16 protein-coding genes are annotated in these 15,892 nt (G+C 61.6%); 3 read left to right on the top strand and 13 right to left on the bottom strand.

The window, feature by feature from the left end; all coding sequences use genetic code 11:
• Positions 1-266: 266 nt before the first annotated feature.
• On the bottom strand, positions 267-1,280 hold the full coding sequence (locus tag AACW30_RS21455; protein ID WP_169366382.1) for an ABC transporter substrate-binding protein: 1,014 nt from the start codon (positions 1,278-1,280) through the stop codon (positions 267-269).
• 149 nt (positions 1,281-1,429) lie between these two features.
• On the opposite strand from AACW30_RS21455, the gene AACW30_RS21450 reads away from it, so the two are divergent.
• Positions 1,430-2,326: a LysR family transcriptional regulator gene (locus tag AACW30_RS21450; RefSeq protein WP_200625704.1), complete on the top strand. Its 897-nt coding sequence runs from the start codon at positions 1,430-1,432 to the stop codon at positions 2,324-2,326.
• Here AACW30_RS21450 and AACW30_RS21445 read toward each other — a convergent pair whose 3' ends face one another.
• Positions 2,327-2,719, bottom strand: a complete 393-nt coding sequence (locus AACW30_RS21445) for a RidA family protein (protein WP_200625703.1) — start codon at positions 2,717-2,719, stop codon at positions 2,327-2,329.
• Between the two features lie 167 nt (positions 2,720-2,886).
• Here AACW30_RS21445 and AACW30_RS21440 point away from each other — a divergent pair, with 167 nt between their 5' ends.
• A complete protein-coding gene (locus tag AACW30_RS21440; protein ID WP_106580635.1) occupies positions 2,887-3,318 on the top strand; it encodes a hypothetical protein in 432 nt (143 codons plus the stop codon).
• Positions 3,319-3,367: 49 nt separating this feature from the next.
• Here AACW30_RS21440 and AACW30_RS21435 read toward each other — a convergent pair whose 3' ends face one another.
• The 5 genes from AACW30_RS21435 to AACW30_RS21415 form a co-directional block, all read right to left on the bottom strand.
• Entirely contained in the window at positions 3,368-4,612 is a 1,245-nt protein-coding gene (locus AACW30_RS21435; protein ID WP_200625702.1) for a zinc-dependent alcohol dehydrogenase, read from the bottom strand.
• 125 nt (positions 4,613-4,737) lie between these two features.
• On the bottom strand, positions 4,738-5,682 hold the full coding sequence (locus tag AACW30_RS21430; protein WP_200625701.1) for a methyltransferase: 945 nt from the start codon (positions 5,680-5,682) through the stop codon (positions 4,738-4,740).
• A 12-nt stretch (positions 5,683-5,694) separates the two neighbouring features.
• Positions 5,695-7,074: an iron-containing redox enzyme family protein gene (locus tag AACW30_RS21425; protein WP_200625700.1), complete on the bottom strand. Its 1,380-nt coding sequence runs from the start codon at positions 7,072-7,074 to the stop codon at positions 5,695-5,697.
• 178 nt (positions 7,075-7,252) lie between these two features.
• Positions 7,253-7,651: a VOC family protein gene (locus tag AACW30_RS21420; RefSeq protein ID WP_200625699.1), complete on the bottom strand. Its 399-nt coding sequence runs from the start codon at positions 7,649-7,651 to the stop codon at positions 7,253-7,255.
• A gap of 15 nt (positions 7,652-7,666) precedes the next feature.
• A complete protein-coding gene (locus tag AACW30_RS21415; protein WP_124417049.1) occupies positions 7,667-8,410 on the bottom strand; it encodes an SDR family NAD(P)-dependent oxidoreductase in 744 nt (247 codons plus the stop codon).
• A gap of 138 nt (positions 8,411-8,548) precedes the next feature.
• On the opposite strand from AACW30_RS21415, the gene AACW30_RS21410 reads away from it, so the two are divergent.
• Entirely contained in the window at positions 8,549-9,439 is an 891-nt protein-coding gene (locus tag AACW30_RS21410; protein WP_200625705.1) for an AraC family transcriptional regulator, read from the top strand.
• 208 nt (positions 9,440-9,647) lie between these two features.
• On the opposite strand, the gene AACW30_RS21405 is transcribed toward AACW30_RS21410, so the two are convergent.
• From AACW30_RS21405 to AACW30_RS21380, 6 genes are read right to left on the bottom strand one after another with little or no spacing between them, the layout of a single operon-like run.
• Entirely contained in the window at positions 9,648-11,390 is a 1,743-nt protein-coding gene (locus AACW30_RS21405; protein WP_106580629.1) for an ABC transporter substrate-binding protein, read from the bottom strand.
• Positions 11,391-11,422: 32 nt separating this feature from the next.
• Positions 11,423-11,695, bottom strand: a complete 273-nt coding sequence (locus tag AACW30_RS21400; RefSeq protein WP_124417047.1) for a DUF2160 domain-containing protein — start codon at positions 11,693-11,695, stop codon at positions 11,423-11,425.
• A gap of 10 nt (positions 11,696-11,705) precedes the next feature.
• The gene (locus tag AACW30_RS21395; protein WP_106580627.1) at positions 11,706-12,506 is read right to left on the bottom strand and encodes a carbohydrate ABC transporter permease; all 801 of its coding nucleotides are present in this window, start codon (positions 12,504-12,506) and stop codon (positions 11,706-11,708) included.
• Between the two features lie 10 nt (positions 12,507-12,516).
• Positions 12,517-13,383 carry a carbohydrate ABC transporter permease gene (locus AACW30_RS21390; RefSeq protein ID WP_106580626.1) on the bottom strand — a complete coding sequence of 289 codons (867 nt, stop codon included), beginning with the start codon at positions 13,381-13,383 and terminating at the stop codon, positions 12,517-12,519.
• Entirely contained in the window at positions 13,380-14,477 is a 1,098-nt protein-coding gene (locus tag AACW30_RS21385) for an ABC transporter ATP-binding protein (protein ID WP_179607304.1), read from the bottom strand. The genes AACW30_RS21390 and AACW30_RS21385 overlap by 4 nt, the downstream gene beginning before the upstream one ends.
• The gene (locus tag AACW30_RS21380; RefSeq protein WP_124417045.1) at positions 14,477-15,571 is read right to left on the bottom strand and encodes an ABC transporter ATP-binding protein; all 1,095 of its coding nucleotides are present in this window, start codon (positions 15,569-15,571) and stop codon (positions 14,477-14,479) included. Before AACW30_RS21380 ends, AACW30_RS21385 begins: the two co-directional genes overlap by 1 nt.
• Positions 15,572-15,892 lie beyond the last annotated feature (321 nt).

Here is a 15,892-nt window from a genome sequence, read left to right as displayed (position 1 = left end):
CCGTGGGTAACCCGGCAGGACGCCGGGTTAGCCGCGTTGGGCCATGGATGGCCCGTCGCGGCGGCCCACGGATTCAAGCCGGAGTGAGGGCACACCGAGCCTAAGCGAGGTGCCGAGTGGTGGGGCAGAGACCTTTTGGTTACTTTTGGGGCGTTTGCCAAAAGTGACCCGCTGTAAGAGCGGAACCCTAAGCGGCCGTTACCGCAGCAACGGATATGTACCGCGCCCTACCACCATAACGCCCCCCGATTTACCCGAATGGCCCCTCAACTCCCATTCCCACCATGAGCCTCTTCAAAAAAGTAATCCTTCCAACTCGCCGCCTTGTTCTTCAATACCCCCAGTTCCTGCAATTTCTCGGCATAGATATAGGTCCGCTGCGGCACGATGGTGAAATCGATCTCCGGGTCCTGGACAATTTTCTCCACCAGGTCCAACGGCAGCTTGGACTGCTCCACACGGATATACGCCTTGGCCGCGGCCGGCTTGTCGGCTTTGATAATCGTCTCAGCCTCAGCCAGCGCGTCGTAAAACGCCTTGTAGGTCTTGGGGTTCTGGTCGTGAAATTTCTCAGTGGTGTAAAGCACGTTGAACGTAGCCTGCCCCCCAAGGATGTCGTAGGAACTGAGCACCTTGTGCACGTTAGGGTTGAGCAACTCCTGGTACTGGAACGGCGGGCTGGAGAAGTGCGAATTAATCTCCGAACCACCGGCAATCAACGCCGCCGTGGCATCAGGGTGAGCCAGGCTGATGGAGATATCGTCGAATTTCTTGTAGTTCGCATCGCCAAACTGCTTGGCGGTTTCGATCTGCAAAGTGCGCGACTGGAACCCCACACCGGCAGCGGGCACGGCGATGCGGTCTTTCTCGGTGAAGTCCTTGAGGGTCTTCACATTAGGGTTGTTGGTCAGCAGGTAATTGGGCATCGAACCGAGGGAGGCGATGGCCTTGACGTTCTGCTTGCCCTTGGTGCGGTCCCACAAAGTGAGCATCGGCGGCACACCGGCCGATACCACGTCCAGCGCACCCGCCAGCAGCGATTCATTCATCGCCGTGGCGCCGGAGATGCTGTTCCATTCCACCTGGATATCCAGCCCCTGCGCCTTGCCGTGTTTCTCGATCAAGTGCTGGTCGCGCACCACGTCGAGGATCAGGTAGCCGATGCCGAACTGCTGGGCAATGCTGATTTTGCCTTCGGCCTGGGCACCGGGGCTGAGCAAGCTGCCAGCAGCGGCCAGCGACGCGGCCAATAGGGTCAGGGAGGAACGCTTGAAAGTCATGGGGGAATCTGCCGCGTTTTCGGGAAGGTGATGAAGCCTAGCGGCGTTTTTTAAGACACGAAAAGAATATATAGCTCTATTCTTATGCAATAAATCAGCAGCGCTGAACTGCTATATTGCGCGCCTGCCCTTCCATCGCGAGTCGCTCGATGCTGCGCACCAACCTCAATGAAATGTTGATCTTCATGGCCGTGGTCGACGGTGCCAGCTTTGTCGCGGGCGGCCAGACCATGGGGCTTACGCGCTCGGCGGCCGGCAAGGCCGTCATGCGTCTGGAAGACAGCCTTGGCGTGCGCCTGCTCAACCGCACCACGCGCAACCTGAGCCTGACCGATGAAGGCCGTGCATTGTACGATCAAGGTGTGCAGATTCTGGCCGCCGTCGACACCGCGCAAACGGCCATCGGCCAGCCCAGCGGCACACCGCGCGGGGTGCTGCGGCTCACCCTGCCGGATGCCTTCGGGCGCCGCGTGATCCTGCCGCTGCTCGACACCTATTTGAAAACCTGGCCACACGTGCAGGTAGAAGTGAGCTTCACCGACCGCATGGCCGACATCGTCGAGGACGGCTTCGATCTGGCGATTCGTATCGGCGGCGAGCACGCCGACCGCCAACTGGTGTCCCGCGTGGTGGCGCGCTACCGAGCCTTGCTGTGCGCCGCCCCGGCCTACCTGGCCGAACACGGCACACCCCGCGACCCGGACGCCCTCGCCCACCATGACTGCCTGTATTTCAGCAGCCGAACGCGCAAACAAAGCTGGCGCTTTCGTGACGAACAGGGTCAATGGTTCAAGGCCCCCGGCCATAGCCGCCTGCGCCTGGACAGCGGCGAGGCGTTGCGTGACGCCGCCGTGGCTGGCATGGGGATCGCCCTGCTGCCGGACTTCCTGGTCGCCGACGACCTGGCCAGCGGGCGTCTGGCAGCGGTACTGCCCGGCCTGGACGCAGGCGATGTGGAGATCATGGCCATGTACCCAAGCAAGCGTTACCTGGAACCGCGAGTCCGGCGTTTCATCGACCTGCTGGCCGAGCAGCTGCCGGGCTGATCAATCCGCGTGGGCGACGGCCTTGATCTCGACAATTTGCGCGTCCGAGGCCAGGTAATTCACACCCACCAGCGTGGCCGCTGGGCGATGAGCGCCGATGTAGTCCTTCCACACCGCCACCACTGCCTCGAAATCGCGCTTGGCGTGCACCAGGTAAATATCCACGGCGGCGATGTTCGAGCGTCCGACACCAAAGCCTGCCAGCACATGGTCGAGGTTTTCCAGGGTTTTACGCGTTTGCGCTGCGGCGTCGCCATCGACGAATTCACCTTCAAGCGAGTGGGAAAACTGCCCGGCGATGAAAATCGTACCGTTGACGCTGTAGCCTTGACTGACCCTGTTGCCCTCTTCCCAGGCCACGCCATGGTTATAGATAGAAGTCTGAGTGCGCATATCAGTGTCCTGTGGAGGTTGATTGGGGAAACTCTAACAAGGCTATTGGCGAATGGGCGTCGACACTGAAGCGAGTACCTTTCGCGCAAAAAATCCCCATGGGCGCCGCTCGGCTGGTATTGTGCCGCGCTTTGAAATGCACCTGCCGACCTGCGAGGAAATGGACGTTGAACACTGACGATAAAATGACCGGGGACCTGTTCGAGGTGGATAAGCGCCTGTCACTCAAGCCCGTGGTGGACTTCAACGCCTACCTGCGCAGCGCGTTCGGCGACGGCCCATGCACCTGCGTACGCTGCGCCGCCAGCAACGGTGACGAAACCGGCTACGCGTACCAGCACAGCTTCAACTTCGACGGCAAACCCAGCCACCGACGGTTTGCCTCGACCGCGGGCAGTGATGTGCTGACGATGCTGAAAAAAGCCTGGTTGTCGTACACCAAGGCCGAGCTGCCGCTCAGTGGTGAACTGGCGCTGGACACGGTCAAGGAGTTCGTCGAGCCGCAATTGCACAAGCGCGTGGCGCCGTTGTTTGTGGCCAGTGGCCTGGTCAAGGACGTGGACGGCGTGCTGCAGATCCAACCGCAGGCGTCAGCCTGACGTGAATGCGGGAGGGGCTTGCCCCCTCCCGGTTTGCGCTGCGTGTGGTTTAGAAGCCTGGAACGCCCTGCAGGCGTAGATCGGGCGTCACTTCTTCCAGCGGTTCGACAATCGGCCGCTCATCCATGCCCGGCAGCAGGATCACCTTGCGGCACTCCTCCTCGGCCTTGTCAAACAGCTCATAGCCGCGCGCAGCCTGCTCCAGCGACAACCGATGCGTGACGATCGCCTCGGGGTTCAGATGCCCCAGCTCGATGTGCTCAAGCAATTGCGGCAGGAAGCGCTGCACATGGGTCTGGCCCATCTTGAACGTCAGCCCCTTGTCGAACGCGTCGCCAAACATGAACCCGTGAATAAACCCGGCATACACCCCGGCCACGCTGACCACGCCGCCACGGCGCACGGCGGCGATGCACTGGCGCAAGGCCTTGCCGCTGCTGCCTTCGATCTTGAGCGTGGTGAGGATGGTCTCGGTGGTGCTGCCCTTGGCTTCGAACCCGACGGCGTCCACCACGCCATCGACCCCGCGCATGCCGGCGGTCTGGCGAATGATGGTGTCGGCGGGGTCGTCATCTTCTTCGAAGTTGATCGGGATCACCCCGTACATTTTTTGCGCATAGGCCAAGCGATAGGGATGGTCATCGACCATGAAGATCTGCTCGGCGCCAAGCATCTGCGCGCACGCCGCGCTGAGCAGGCCTACCGGGCCGGCGCCGTAGATCGCAACGCTGGAGCCCTTGCCGATGCCGGCGCTGGTCACCGCCTGCCAGGCCGTCGGCAGGATGTCCGAGAGGAACAGGACCTTTTCATCCGCCAGCAGCCCAGGCACCTTGAAGGGCCCGGTGTTGGCTTTCGGCACCCGCACCAGCTCGGCCTGGCCGCCGGGAATGCCACCATACAGACGGCTGTAGCCGAACAACGCGGCACCCGGCGGGATTGCCTTTTTATTCAGGATCGCGCCACGCCCGTCATTGGTGGTTTCGCAGGCGGCAAATTGTTGCAGTTGGCAGAAGAAGCAGTCGCCACAGGCAATCACGAACGGGATCACCACGCGGTCGCCGCGCTGCACGGCTGTCACCGCCGGCCCGGTTTCCTCGACGATGCCCATGAACTCATGGCCAAAGATGTCGCCGTGCTCGACGGTCGGGATCTTGCCGCGGTACAGGTGCAAGTCCGAGCCGCAAATGGCGGTGGCGGTGACGCGCAAAATAATGTCGTCGGGCTGCTCAATGATCGGATCGGGCACCGTATCGACCTGCACTTTGTGCGCGCCCTGGAAAGTCATCGCTCGCATGCTCTGCACTCCTGTTCTTGAGAGGGTGTTGAGAGGGTTATTGATTAAGGTGCGCGGCGCCTGCGAGCGTTCCGTCGAGGTATGGCCACAGCCGATCAGTGGTCGCCGCTGACGCGCGCCACGCCTCAGCGCAGCCGGGTGACGGTGAGCGCCACCACGGCAATCCGCTCGACGCCCTCATAGCCGGGTTTTTCCAGCTCTTCGCCAAAGACGTCAGGGTCGATTTCGCGGTAGGTCCAGCCGTAGTCAGCGCTGGCCACCAGCGGTTTGATCGCCTCCAGAAAGGGATCGGCGCCGGCCACCATCGCCACGCCCGTGTAGAGCACCAGGCTGCCGCCAAGGGCCAGGCGCTCGCGGGATTCGCTGACGATACGCACCGACAACTGCGCGCCCAAGGCACCGCCACCGTGGCGATAGGCGCGCTGATGCTGGTCATTCATATAGGGCGGGTTGGCAACGATCAGGTCGAATTCACCGTCGACGCTGGCCAGTATGTCGCTGTGGTAGGCGCTGACATTCGCCAGGCCCGCCAGCTCGGCATTCACTGCCGTCATGCGCAGGGCGCGGGGGTTGATGTCCACCGCCAGCACGTCAGCGTCAGGCCGGGCACGGGCGATGACCAATGCACCGACACCCGCGCCGCAACCGATGTCGACCGCCCGCCGCACAGGGTCGAAACACTGTTGCAGATAGGCTTGGATCACGTGGGCAAACCGGTAGCTGTCGGGTCCGAAAAACACCGCGTCGGCCTGGGTGGTCGGGTACGGCGAGTGGGCAAACAGCAACTCGTCCAGGCTCGACCAGCGCACGGTGCTGCGCCACAGGGCGTCGTGTTTTTCGATCACCTGCGCTTGCTGCAATTCTTCGCGAAAGGCCTCTGGCAACAACGCGTTATCAAATGGCAGCGACCAGCCGAACACATCGCGCATGGTCATCGCCAGCGGCGTTGCCAGGCGCTGGCAGACCCGTTCATGGGTCAGGGGCGTCGGCGTGATAAACCGGTACCCGTTCTCCTTCAATCCGCGGCCCAGGTTCAACAAAGTGCGATCGACGAGCTGCTGTGCAGACATGAACGACCCTCCTCAGCGCAGACGCGCGCGCAGTTGGATAAAGCGCCGCGTCGCGTAAAGCCCGGCCGGAGCGCAATGGCGCCGCGCCGACATCCACGGGATCAGCGCATCGAGCTGCTGTTCATCGGGCAGCTTGCACAGTGATTCAACCAGCGCCTGGGTGTCCGGATCGGCCGGGCGATGCTGCTCCCGGGAAAAACGGCTGCCGCGCCCCGGCCGTGCAGGCGGCACGCGCTCGCCGCTGACCCAGTCACCGGCAATCCAGTCGTGCAGCAGCTGCTTTTCAGCGCCGCTGAACACGCCGAACATCGCCGCACCAGCGCCCTCGATCAGTTGCCAGAAACGGCTGTCGGCAGGGTCCTGGTTGCGCTTGATCCAGCCTTTGTCTTGCAGCGCCTGGAGGAACTCAGCGATCTGCCCAGGCTGTGCCAGCCATTGATTGACGGTTTTGCCCTCGAAGCGGCAGTAATCGGAATGCATGTGCTGGCCATACGTGCGCTTACGCTCAAGCATGGCCACGACTTGCTCCTGCAGGTTGAAGCGTTCGATCACGGCCGTGGTGCCCGGCCCGAGGTCATTGAGCTGATAACCGCGGGCCACGCGGCGGTAGAACTGCTCCCTGCCCTCGCCCAGCGGCAACAGGCTCAACACCGATTGCGCGGCCTTGCACGCGTGGCCGCTGCTGGCATTGTCGATGGTGACGTGGAGGGTGAAGTAATAGGGATCGATGCCCAGCTCGCTCAGCTCGTACGAGGTGATCAGCAGGTGCAGGGGTAATTGCTCATAGCCCAGGTTGTAACCGATCACTTCCGGCAGAAACTCCTCGGCACACAGGCCCAGCGCCAGTTGCAAGGCGCCTTGCAGGTAGTCGTCATCCTTGACGCCGGCTTCACTGTCGGCATCGTGCTCGCTGAGCAGCTTGCGATAGATCACCACATGGTTCTGCGCGGCTTCGCCGTCGCCCAGTTCTTCGAGGTAGGTGGTCAGCAGCCCATCGAAGCGCTGGTCCTGCCAATAGCGCAGTAACCCGTACAGCCAGGCGCCATCGACCTGTTTGGTCGGCGCCACGCATTGCAACACGTACAACGCGTGAGCCTTGTTCTGGAAGTAGCGCCGTGGCTGACCCTGCTGGCGTTGCTCAAGGTAGTCGGCGTAGTCGCGGGCCACGGCGGCGCAGCGCTGCTCGACCCACGCGGGCAATTGTTCGGGCGTGTCGGGCAATTCGCAGGGCACGTCCTGCACCTGGGCCAATTGCGCCTGCAAGAATTCCCGTGCTAGCGCCTCGCAACCCTGCGCCTCGTTGTACAACTGCAGGTACACGCGTTGATGGCGGCCGTCGGCCGAGTCAGTCAGGGTGGCCGGTTGGCCCGACAGCGCTGTAAAAAGCGTCATGATGGCAGTTTCCACAAAGTCCGATACTACTCGGCTTTCTCACCAGAAAGCCCCGCAAGAGCGCTCAAAACGCGCGCTTCTAAAGTGCAGAGCATCCGGCTGTGGAGAAAATTCAATCGGCATTGCGAGGCTGCGGATCAGCGGTTATCCGGCACCGCCCGAGAGGCGCCAGAGGCTATTAAACGTGCTGCCAGTTCTTGTAGACGAACTCCAGGCTGTACCCGTCCGGGTCGACCACGTTGGCGGCGTAGTAGTTGGGGTCGTAGTGCATGCGCGCGCCGGGCGCGCCGTTGTCGGTGGCGCCGTGTTCCAGTGCAGCCGCGTAGGCCTTTTCGACCTCCTGACGGCTATTGGCGACAAAGCCTACATGCACCGCACGCCCGTCGACCACGCCTTCGCGCAACCAGAAGAACATCCGCCCGTTGGCACCAAAGCCCTTGAGGTCGGGATGGCCGGGGGGGCCGTCCTTGCCGTCGTAGTCAAACCGTGTGGTGATGCCCAGCGGCGCCAACGCCCCTTCATAGAAACGGACCGAGCGGCGGATGTCGCTGACCGAGATAAACAGATGATCCAGCATGTGTGACCTCACAATTCAAATGATGTAGCCACCCGCGACCTCAAGGGTCTGGGCATTGATCCAACGGCCTTCCTGCGACAGCAGCATGGCGATGACCCGTGCCACGTCTTGGGGTTCGCCAACTCGGCCGAGGGCGGTTTGCGCAGCCAACTGGGCTTCGAACTCATCGTTCAAGCCGCCCCCAAGCTCGGTGCGGATCGCGCCGGGGGACACCGCATTGGCGCGGATGCGGCGCTCGCCGAACTCCTTGGCCATGTAGCGAGTGAGTACGTCCAGGCCGCCCTTGAAGGCGGCATAAGGCGCAACGCCCGCCGTGGCCACGCGGGTGGTGGCACTGGTGAGGTTGACGATACTGGCGTGGTCCTCCAGCAACGGCAACAGGGTTTGGGTGAGAAAAAACGGGCCCTTGAGGTGCACGTTGAATAGGCCGTCGAACTGCGCCTCGCTCACCGATTCGAGAGGGTTGAACAGGCCGTAGCCGGCGTTGTTCACCAGCCCGCTGAGGCGCTGGGTACCCCATGTGGCCTGCAACGTATGCAGCACCGTCTCACGAAATGCCGCGAAAACGCTGACGTCTGCCACGTCCAACGCCAAGGCAACGGCTTTGCCGCCGGCGGACTCAATGCGCTGCACCACTGCGTGCGCCGCTTCAGGATGGTGATGGTAGGTGAGGATCACGCCATGGCCCTGACGGGCACACAGCTCGGCGGTACTGGCACCAATGCCCCGACTGCCTCCGGTGATTACGATGACGCTCATGAGCTGCTCCACGCTTTAAAAGTTGAGTGGCTACAGTAGCCATCGCCCTCCCCGTCAGCGCAGCCGTTCCTACTTCAATCCTGCCTGTTTCTGCTTTTTGCTTGCGCGCGGTTCGCAGGAAGGCACAGCATGGCCGCTATGAATAATCAATTGATCGAACTGCGCGTCCTGGCCGCCAAGGCCGAAAACCGCCGCACCGAGACCGGTATCCCGCGTGTGGCGATGGTTCAGGGCGCGATCCCGGAACACAGGCTGGCGGCGGTGTATGAGCCAATGATCAACCTGATCCTGCAGGGCAGTAAAAGCATGACCGTGGGCGACCGCACGCTGCACTACGACCCGGCGACGTACTTTGTGATGTCCATCGAGTTGCCGGCCGTGGGCGCAGTGCACCCGGCGAGCAGCGGCGAGCCCTACCTGGCGGTCAGCTTGAGCCTGGACCCGACGCTGCTGACCACCCTGCTCAACGACCTGCCTGCACCCACTGCACGCCGTGCGCAGGAAGCCGGCTTCTCGGTGGCGGCGGTAACGCCGGCATTGATGGACGCGTGGGTGCGCATGCTGCGCCTGATGGGCGACCCGGTAGCGATTGCCGCACTGGCACCTGCGTACGAACGGGAGATTCTTTTCCACGTACTGCAAGGCCCCCATGGCTGGATGTTGCGCGACATCGCCGCGCCGGACACTGCCATGGCGCGAGTCAACCAGGCCATCCAATGGATTCGCCAGGATTTTGCCGAACCGATTCGCGTGGAGGCGCTGGCACACAAGGCGGCGATGAGCGTTTCGGCGTTTCATCGCCACTTCAAGGCGGTGACCAACCTAAGCCCGTTGCAGTATCAGAAGCGCGTGCGCTTGCTGCAGGCGCGCACGTTGATGCTGGCCACTGCGAGCAGTGTGACCGGCGCGGCGTTTGCGGTGGGGTACGAAAGCGCGACCCAGTTCAGCCGCGACTATGCGCGGGTGTTCGGGCTGCCGCCCGCGCGGGACACGGCGCGGATTTTGGCGGCAAACAGGGGGTGTCAGTAGGCACAAAATCAGTGTGCTGAACGGCCCATTGTGAAGAGCGGGCTTGATGTGGCGAGCGGGCTTGCCCCGCGTTGGGCTGCGCAGCAGCCCCAATCAAGACGCCGAGTTCATCCAGACAGTACTCGGTCGTCAGGTTTTGGGGCTGCTTCGCAACCCAGCGCGGGGCAAGCCCGCTCGCCACGTAGGCCCGCTTGCCACGGATGCTGTGTTACTTACGCGCTGCCTCCCACGACTTGAGCAGGTCGTTGTAGCTCACGGTTTCGCCTTTGGGTTTCTCATTGGCCAGTTTCGGCTTCGGCGCGCCGGGCTGGTCGAACCAGTATTGGGCATCACGCTCGGGGTTCATTTTCGGGCCGCATATCGGCTGCACGTTGGAGCGTTCCAGGCGCGTCATGATCGCGTCCTGCTCCTTGGCCAGGTTGTCCAGCGCCTGCTGCGGGGTTTTCTCGCCGCTGGCGGCAGCGGCGATGTTGCTCCACCACAGTTGCGCCAGGCGCGGGTAGTCCGGCACGTTGGTGCCGGTCGGGGTCCACTCGACCCGTGCCGGGCTGCGGTAGAACTCCACCAGGCCACCGAGTTTGGGCGCCAGGTCGGTCATGGCCTGGGAGTTGATGTCGGACTCACGAATCGGCGTCAGGCCAACAATGGTTTTCTTCAGCGAGACGGTTTTCGAGGTCACGAACTGCGCGTAGAGCCAGGCCGCGAGTTTCTGCTTCTCAGGCGTCGACTTGAGGAAAGTCCAGGAGCCCACGTCCTGATAGCCCTTCTTCATGCCCTTTTCCCAATAAGGCCCGACCGGCGATGGGGCCATGCGCCATTTCGGCGTGCCGTCGGCATTCACCACCGGCAGGCCCGGCTTGGTCATGTCGGCGGTAAACGCGGTGTACCAGAAGATCTGCTGGGCGATGTTGCCCTGGGACGGCACCGGGCCGGATTCGGAGAAGGTCATGCCCGCCGCTTCGGGTGGCGCGTAGGCTTTCATCCAGTCCACGTATTTCTGCGTCGCGTACACCGCGGCCGGGCCGTTGGTGTCGCCGCCGCGGGTCACGCTGGAGCCCACCGGGTGGCAGTCCTCCACGCGAATGCCCCACTCGTCCACCGGCAAGCCGTTGGGCAGGCCCTTGTCGCCGCCGCCGGCCATGGAGAACCAGGCATCGGTGAAACGCCAGCCCAGTGACGGGTCTTTTTTGCCGTAGTCCATGTGCCCATAAATACGTTTGCCGTCGATTTCCTTGACGTCTTCACTGAAGAATTTGGCGATGTCTTCATAGGCCGACCAGTTCACCGGTACGCCAAGGTCGTAGCCGTATTTTTCCTTGAACTTGGCTTTCAGCTCCGGCCGCTCAAACCAGTCGGCGCGGAACCAGTAGAGGTTGGCGAACTGCTGGTCGGGCAGTTGGTAAATTTTGCCGTCCGGCGCGGTGGTGAACGAGATGCCGATAAAGTCCTTGATGTCCAGGGTCGGCGAGGTGAAGTCCTTGCCTTCGTTGGCCATCAGGTCAGTGATCGACTCGGTCTTGCCATAGCGAAAGTGCGTGCCGATCAAGTCGGAATCGTTGACCCAGCCGTCATAGATGTTCTTGTCGGACTGCATCTGGGTTTGCAGCTTTTCCACCACGTCGCCTTCCTGCAGCAGGTCGTGGGTCAGCTTGATGCCGGTGATTTCGCTGAAGGCCTTGGCCAGCACCTTGGATTCGTACTCGTGGGTGGTGAGGGTTTCCGACACCACGTTGATCTTCATCCCACGAAACGGTTCTGCCGCCTTGATAAACCACTTCAACTCTTCGAGCTGCTGGTCTTGGGTGAGGGTGGACGGTTTGAACTCGCTGCCGATCCATTTTTTCGCCGCGTCTTCATACGCATCGGCCCAGGCCGTGGCGCTCAAACCGCTGAGGGCCAGTACGGCGGCCAATGAAATGCTATGTCGCAGCTTATTGTTTTTATTCAACATAGAGACCTCCTGGTGGTTTATTCACAAGGGCACTAGCCCCAACGCATCACACTCAACAGCCATACCAGGGACAGCGCGGACGCCACCCAGATGCTCCAGTCGGTAGCGCCGATTACCAGTAAATGCAGGTAGGCGCTGCCGAGAAGACCGATAAACAGGCGATCACCACGGGTGGTGCTGATCGGTAAAAAACCGCGCCGAGGGATGCTCGGCGAGCGCAGTTCCCAGGTGGTCATGCCCACCAGCAGCACGCCAATGGCCGCAAAGAACAACGCGGTGGGAGTGGTCCAGGCCATCCATTCCATCATCGACTCCTCAGACCCGGCCCAGGGCAAAGCCCTTGGCCACGTGGTTGCGAACAAACCAGATCACCAGCATGCCGGGCAGGATGGTCAACACCCCCGCCGCCGCCAGCACGCCCCAATCGATACCCGAAGCCGAAACCGTGCGGGTCATCACCGCCGCGATGGGCTTGGCGTTGACCGAGGTCAGCGTGCGCGCCAGCAACAGCTCGACCCAGGAAAACATGAAGCAGAAAAACGCGGTTACCCCGATGCCGGAGCCGATCAGCGGGATAAAAATCTTCACGAAAAACTTGGGAAAGCTGTAGCCGTCGATGTAGGCGGTTTCGTCGATTTCCTTGGGCACGCCGGACATGAAGCCTTCCAGAATCCACACCGCCAACGGCACGTTGAACAGGCAATGCGCCAGGGCTACGGCGATGTGCGTGTCGAACAGGCCGATGGACGAATACAGCTGGAAAAACGGCAGCAAAAACACCGCCGGCGGTGCCATGCGGTTGGTCAGCAGCCAGAAGAACAGGTGCTTGTCGCCCAGGAAGCGGTAGCGTGAGAAGGCGTAGGCCGCCGGCAGCGCCACGCTCAGGGAAATCACCGTGTTCAGGCTCACGTAATACAGTGAGTTGATATAGCCGGTGTACCAGCTCGGGTCGGTGAAGATCACTTTGTAGTTGGCCAGGGTGAAAGCCTGCGGAAACAGGGTCAGCCCGCCAAGGATTTCGGTGTTGCTCTTGAAGGACATGTTCAGCAGCCAGTAGATCGGCACCAGCAGGAACAGGATGTAGATCAGCAGCGGTATCAGCTTGCGTTTGCTCATGCTGGCGGCCTCAGCGGTTGGCGTCAGAGTGGGTCATGGCGGTGTAGAACAGCCAGGACACCAACAAAATGATCAGGAAATACACCAGGGAAAACGCCGCCGCCGGGCCCAGGTCGAATTGGCCGACAGCCATCTGGGTCAGCGTCTGACTGAGGAAGGTAGTGGCGTTACCCGGGCCGCCGCCCGTGAGCACGAAGGGCTCGGTGTAGATCATGAAGCTGTCCATGAACCGCAGCATCACCGCGATCAGCAGCACGCTTTTCAGCTTCGGCAACTGGATATGTCGGAACACCGCCCAGGCCGATGCCCGATCAATCCGCGCGGCCTGGTAGTACACGTCCGGGATCGCCCGCAGCCCCGAGTAACACAGCAACGCCACCAGCGAGGTCCAGTGCCACACGTCCATCACCAGCACCGTGACCCAGGCGTCCATGGTGTTGGCCGCGTAGTTGTAGTTGATGCCCATGGCGTTGAGGGTTGAACCGAGCAAACCGATGTCGGCACGGCCGAAGATCTGCCAGATGGTGCCCACCACGTTCCACGGAATCAGCAGCGGAATCGCCAGAATGATCAGCACCAGCGACGACCAGCGGCCTTTGGTCGGCATGGTCAGGGCGATGGCGATACCCAGCGGGATTTCGATCAGCAGCACGCAGGCCGAGTAGATGAACTGGCGCAGCAAGGAGTCATGCAAGCGCGGGTCGAGCAGCACCTGCTTGTACCAGTCGGCGCCGACAAAGTAGCGGCTGGACTGGTCGAAAATATCCTGCACCGAGTAGTTGACCACGGTCATCATCGGGATCACCGCACTGAACGCCACCAACAGAAACACCGGCAACACCAGCCACCAGGCCTTGTTGTTCTGCACCTTGTTCATGGCTGCACCTCCAGCAGGTAATCATTGGCGTAGACCATCAGCCACTGCGCCGGGAAGCTGATCGAGGCGCTGCCCTGGGGCACCGGTTTGTCTTCGGCCAGGCGTACTTTCAACGGCGCGCCGTCAAGGTTGAGGGTCATGATCTTGTAGGTGCCAAGGTCTTCGACATGGGTGACGTCGGCCTGCAGCGCGTCAGGGTTGTACTCGTCCCACACGTGGATAAATTCCGGGCGGATCCCCACCTGCAGCTTCTGGCAATCGGCCTCGCGGATGCGCTGCTGCATCGCCTCGGGCAACGGCAGCAGCGTGCCGGCAAAACGCACCCCGCCCGCCTCGGCCTGCACTTCAATCAGGTTCATGCCGGGGCTGCCAATGAAATAGCCAACGAACGTGTGGCTCGGCCGCTCAAACAACTCGCGCGGTGTGCCGAACTGCACGATCTGCCCGCCGTACATCACCGCGATTTTGTCGGCAAAGGTCGAGGCTTCAAGCTGGTCGTGGGTCACGTAGACCATGGTGATATTGAACTGCTCGTGGATCTGCTTGAGCTTGCGCCGCAGTTTCCACTTCAGGTGCGGGTCGATCACCGTCAGCGGCTCGTCGAACAGGATTGCCGACACGTCGTCACGCACCAGGCCACGGCCCATGGAGACTTTCTGCTTTTCATCGGCAGTCAGGTTGCGCGCCTTTTTGTTCAACAGGGTTTGCAGGTCGAGGACTTCGGCAATTTCCTGCACCTTGCTGTGAATTTTCGCCTCGGGCATGCCCTGGTTGCGCAGCGGAAAGGCCAGGTTGTCGAACACCGTCATGGTGTCGTACACCACAGGGAACTGGAACACCTGGGCGATATTGCGCCGTTCCGGGGTGAGTTCGTTGACCACCTTGTGGTCGAACAACACCTGGCCCTCCGAAGGGTTGAGCAGGCCAGAGATGATATTCAGCAAGGTCGACTTGCCGCACCCGGAAGGCCCGAGCAAAGCGTAGGCACCGCCCTGCTCCCACACGTGGTTCATTTCCCGAATCGCGTAGTCTTCAGGGCCGGCGGGTGTAGGGCTGTAGCTGTGCGCAAGGTTCTGCAAATGGATCTCGGCCATCAGGCAACCCTCGCTACGCGGCGCCCGGGGGCCTGGACCAAGCGGCCCTGGCCATCGAACACAAACAGTTTATGGGTGGGGATGTACACGCGGATCGGCGCATCGACGTCGTACTCGTGCACGCCCGGCAGGTGCAGCACCAGCAGGAAATGCTCACTGCGCACGTGCAGGAAGGTTTCCGAGCCGCTGATTTCGGCCACTTCCACGGTCACGGCCAGTTCCAGGTCATCGTCGTTGCTCGGCACCAGGCTGATATGGCTGGGGCGCACGCCAAAGCGGAACTCGCCCTCGCCGATGGGGCGCAGGTCGACGTTGAGCGGGAAGTGCACAAAATTGGCGAAGCTGACTTCATTGCCGCTGATACGTCCCGGCATCAGGTTGATCGGCGGCTCGGAAAACAATTCGGCGGCCAGCACGGTCTGCGGCTGGTGGTACACCTCGGCAGCCTTGCCACTCTGGATCACCCGGCCCTCATGCAGAATCGTGGTGGTGCCGCCGAGGGCCAGTGCTTCGTTGGGTTCGGTGGTGGCGTAGATGGCGATGGTGTGGCGGGCCTTGAACAGCTCGCGCATTTCCTGACGCAGTTCTTCGCGCAGTTTGTAGTCCAGGTTCACCAGCGGTTCATCGAACAGGATCAACTCGGCGTCTTTGACCAGCGCGCGGGCCATGGCCGTGCGTTGCTGCTGGCCACCGGACAACTCCAACGGATGGCGCTGGAGGAATTTCTCGATGCGCAGCATTTTCGCGGTTTCGAGCACCTTGCTCTGGATCAGCTCGTTGGACACACCGGCCTGGCGCAACGGCGAGGCGATGTTTTCGAACACGGTCATGGTCGGGTAATTGATGAACTGCTGATAGACCATCGACACGTTGCGCAGGCGCACCGGCTTGTGCGTGACGTCTACGCCGTTCATCAGGATGCGCCCGCTGTCGGGCTTGTCCAGGCCGGCCATCAGGCGCATCAGGCTGGTCTTGCCGGACAGGGTGCGGCCCAGCAAAACATTGAAGGAACCGGCTTCGAAACGCAGGTTGGCGTCGTCGATCCAGGTCTGGCCTTCGACGACGCGGGAGACATGTTCCAGGGTCAATGACATGACACGCCCTTTTTTATTATTGGAATGAATCTGGCAATACGTTCGACGAGAGCCCAGAGCGAGTTTCGTGCCAGAAGTGGCAGGTGATTGATCTGTAAGGACATGGACCCGATCGGCTGTTCAGGCATCAACAGAAGTGAACAATTGGGGCTGAACAACTGAACAACGGGCGGGTTGACAATGAACAGTTCTGAACAACAATTGATGGGCGACACAGATTCAAGGTGGGAGCGGGCTTGCTCGCGAATGCGGTAGAACAGTCGGCATCGGTATTGGCTGACCCACCGCATTCGCGAGCAAGCCCGCTCCCACATTTCGGCC

Origin of the sequence: Pseudomonas sp. MF6747, from assembly GCF_963890955.1 — a bacterium.
Classification (GTDB): domain Bacteria; phylum Pseudomonadota; class Gammaproteobacteria; order Pseudomonadales; family Pseudomonadaceae; genus Aquipseudomonas.
Note: the sequence above shows the minus strand (reverse complement) of the source record. Positions and strands in the feature narration are given on the sequence as shown.

What these genes read in the sequence shown, in the direction of transcription:
- AACW30_RS21410 (WP_200625705.1), top strand. Translation starts at nt 8,549, where the DNA reads ATGAATAATCAATTGATCGAACTGCGCGTCCTGGCCGCCAAGGCCGAA.
- AACW30_RS21405 (WP_106580629.1), bottom strand. Translation starts at nt 11,390, where the DNA reads ATGTTGAATAAAAACAATAAGCTGCGACATAGCATTTCATTGGCCGCC.
- AACW30_RS21385 (WP_179607304.1), bottom strand. Translation starts at nt 14,477, where the DNA reads ATGGCCGAGATCCATTTGCAGAACCTTGCGCACAGCTACAGCCCTACA.
- AACW30_RS21455 (WP_169366382.1), bottom strand. Translation starts at nt 1,280, where the DNA reads ATGACTTTCAAGCGTTCCTCCCTGACCCTATTGGCCGCGTCGCTGGCC.
- AACW30_RS21420 (WP_200625699.1), bottom strand. Translation starts at nt 7,651, where the DNA reads ATGCTGGATCATCTGTTTATCTCGGTCAGCGACATCCGCCGCTCGGTC.
- AACW30_RS21445 (WP_200625703.1), bottom strand. Translation starts at nt 2,719, where the DNA reads ATGCGCACTCAGACTTCTATCTATAACCATGGCGTGGCCTGGGAAGAG.
- AACW30_RS21415 (WP_124417049.1), bottom strand. Translation starts at nt 8,410, where the DNA reads ATGAGCGTCATCGTAATCACCGGAGGCAGTCGGGGCATTGGTGCCAGT.
- AACW30_RS21450 (WP_200625704.1), top strand. Translation starts at nt 1,430, where the DNA reads ATGCTGCGCACCAACCTCAATGAAATGTTGATCTTCATGGCCGTGGTC.
- AACW30_RS21400 (WP_124417047.1), bottom strand. Translation starts at nt 11,695, where the DNA reads ATGGAATGGATGGCCTGGACCACTCCCACCGCGTTGTTCTTTGCGGCC.
- AACW30_RS21395 (WP_106580627.1), bottom strand. Translation starts at nt 12,506, where the DNA reads ATGAGCAAACGCAAGCTGATACCGCTGCTGATCTACATCCTGTTCCTG.
- AACW30_RS21390 (WP_106580626.1), bottom strand. Translation starts at nt 13,383, where the DNA reads ATGAACAAGGTGCAGAACAACAAGGCCTGGTGGCTGGTGTTGCCGGTG.
- AACW30_RS21380 (WP_124417045.1), bottom strand. Translation starts at nt 15,571, where the DNA reads ATGTCATTGACCCTGGAACATGTCTCCCGCGTCGTCGAAGGCCAGACC.
- AACW30_RS21435 (WP_200625702.1), bottom strand. Translation starts at nt 4,612, where the DNA reads ATGCGAGCGATGACTTTCCAGGGCGCGCACAAAGTGCAGGTCGATACG.
- AACW30_RS21425 (WP_200625700.1), bottom strand. Translation starts at nt 7,074, where the DNA reads ATGACGCTTTTTACAGCGCTGTCGGGCCAACCGGCCACCCTGACTGAC.
- AACW30_RS21430 (WP_200625701.1), bottom strand. Translation starts at nt 5,682, where the DNA reads ATGTCTGCACAGCAGCTCGTCGATCGCACTTTGTTGAACCTGGGCCGC.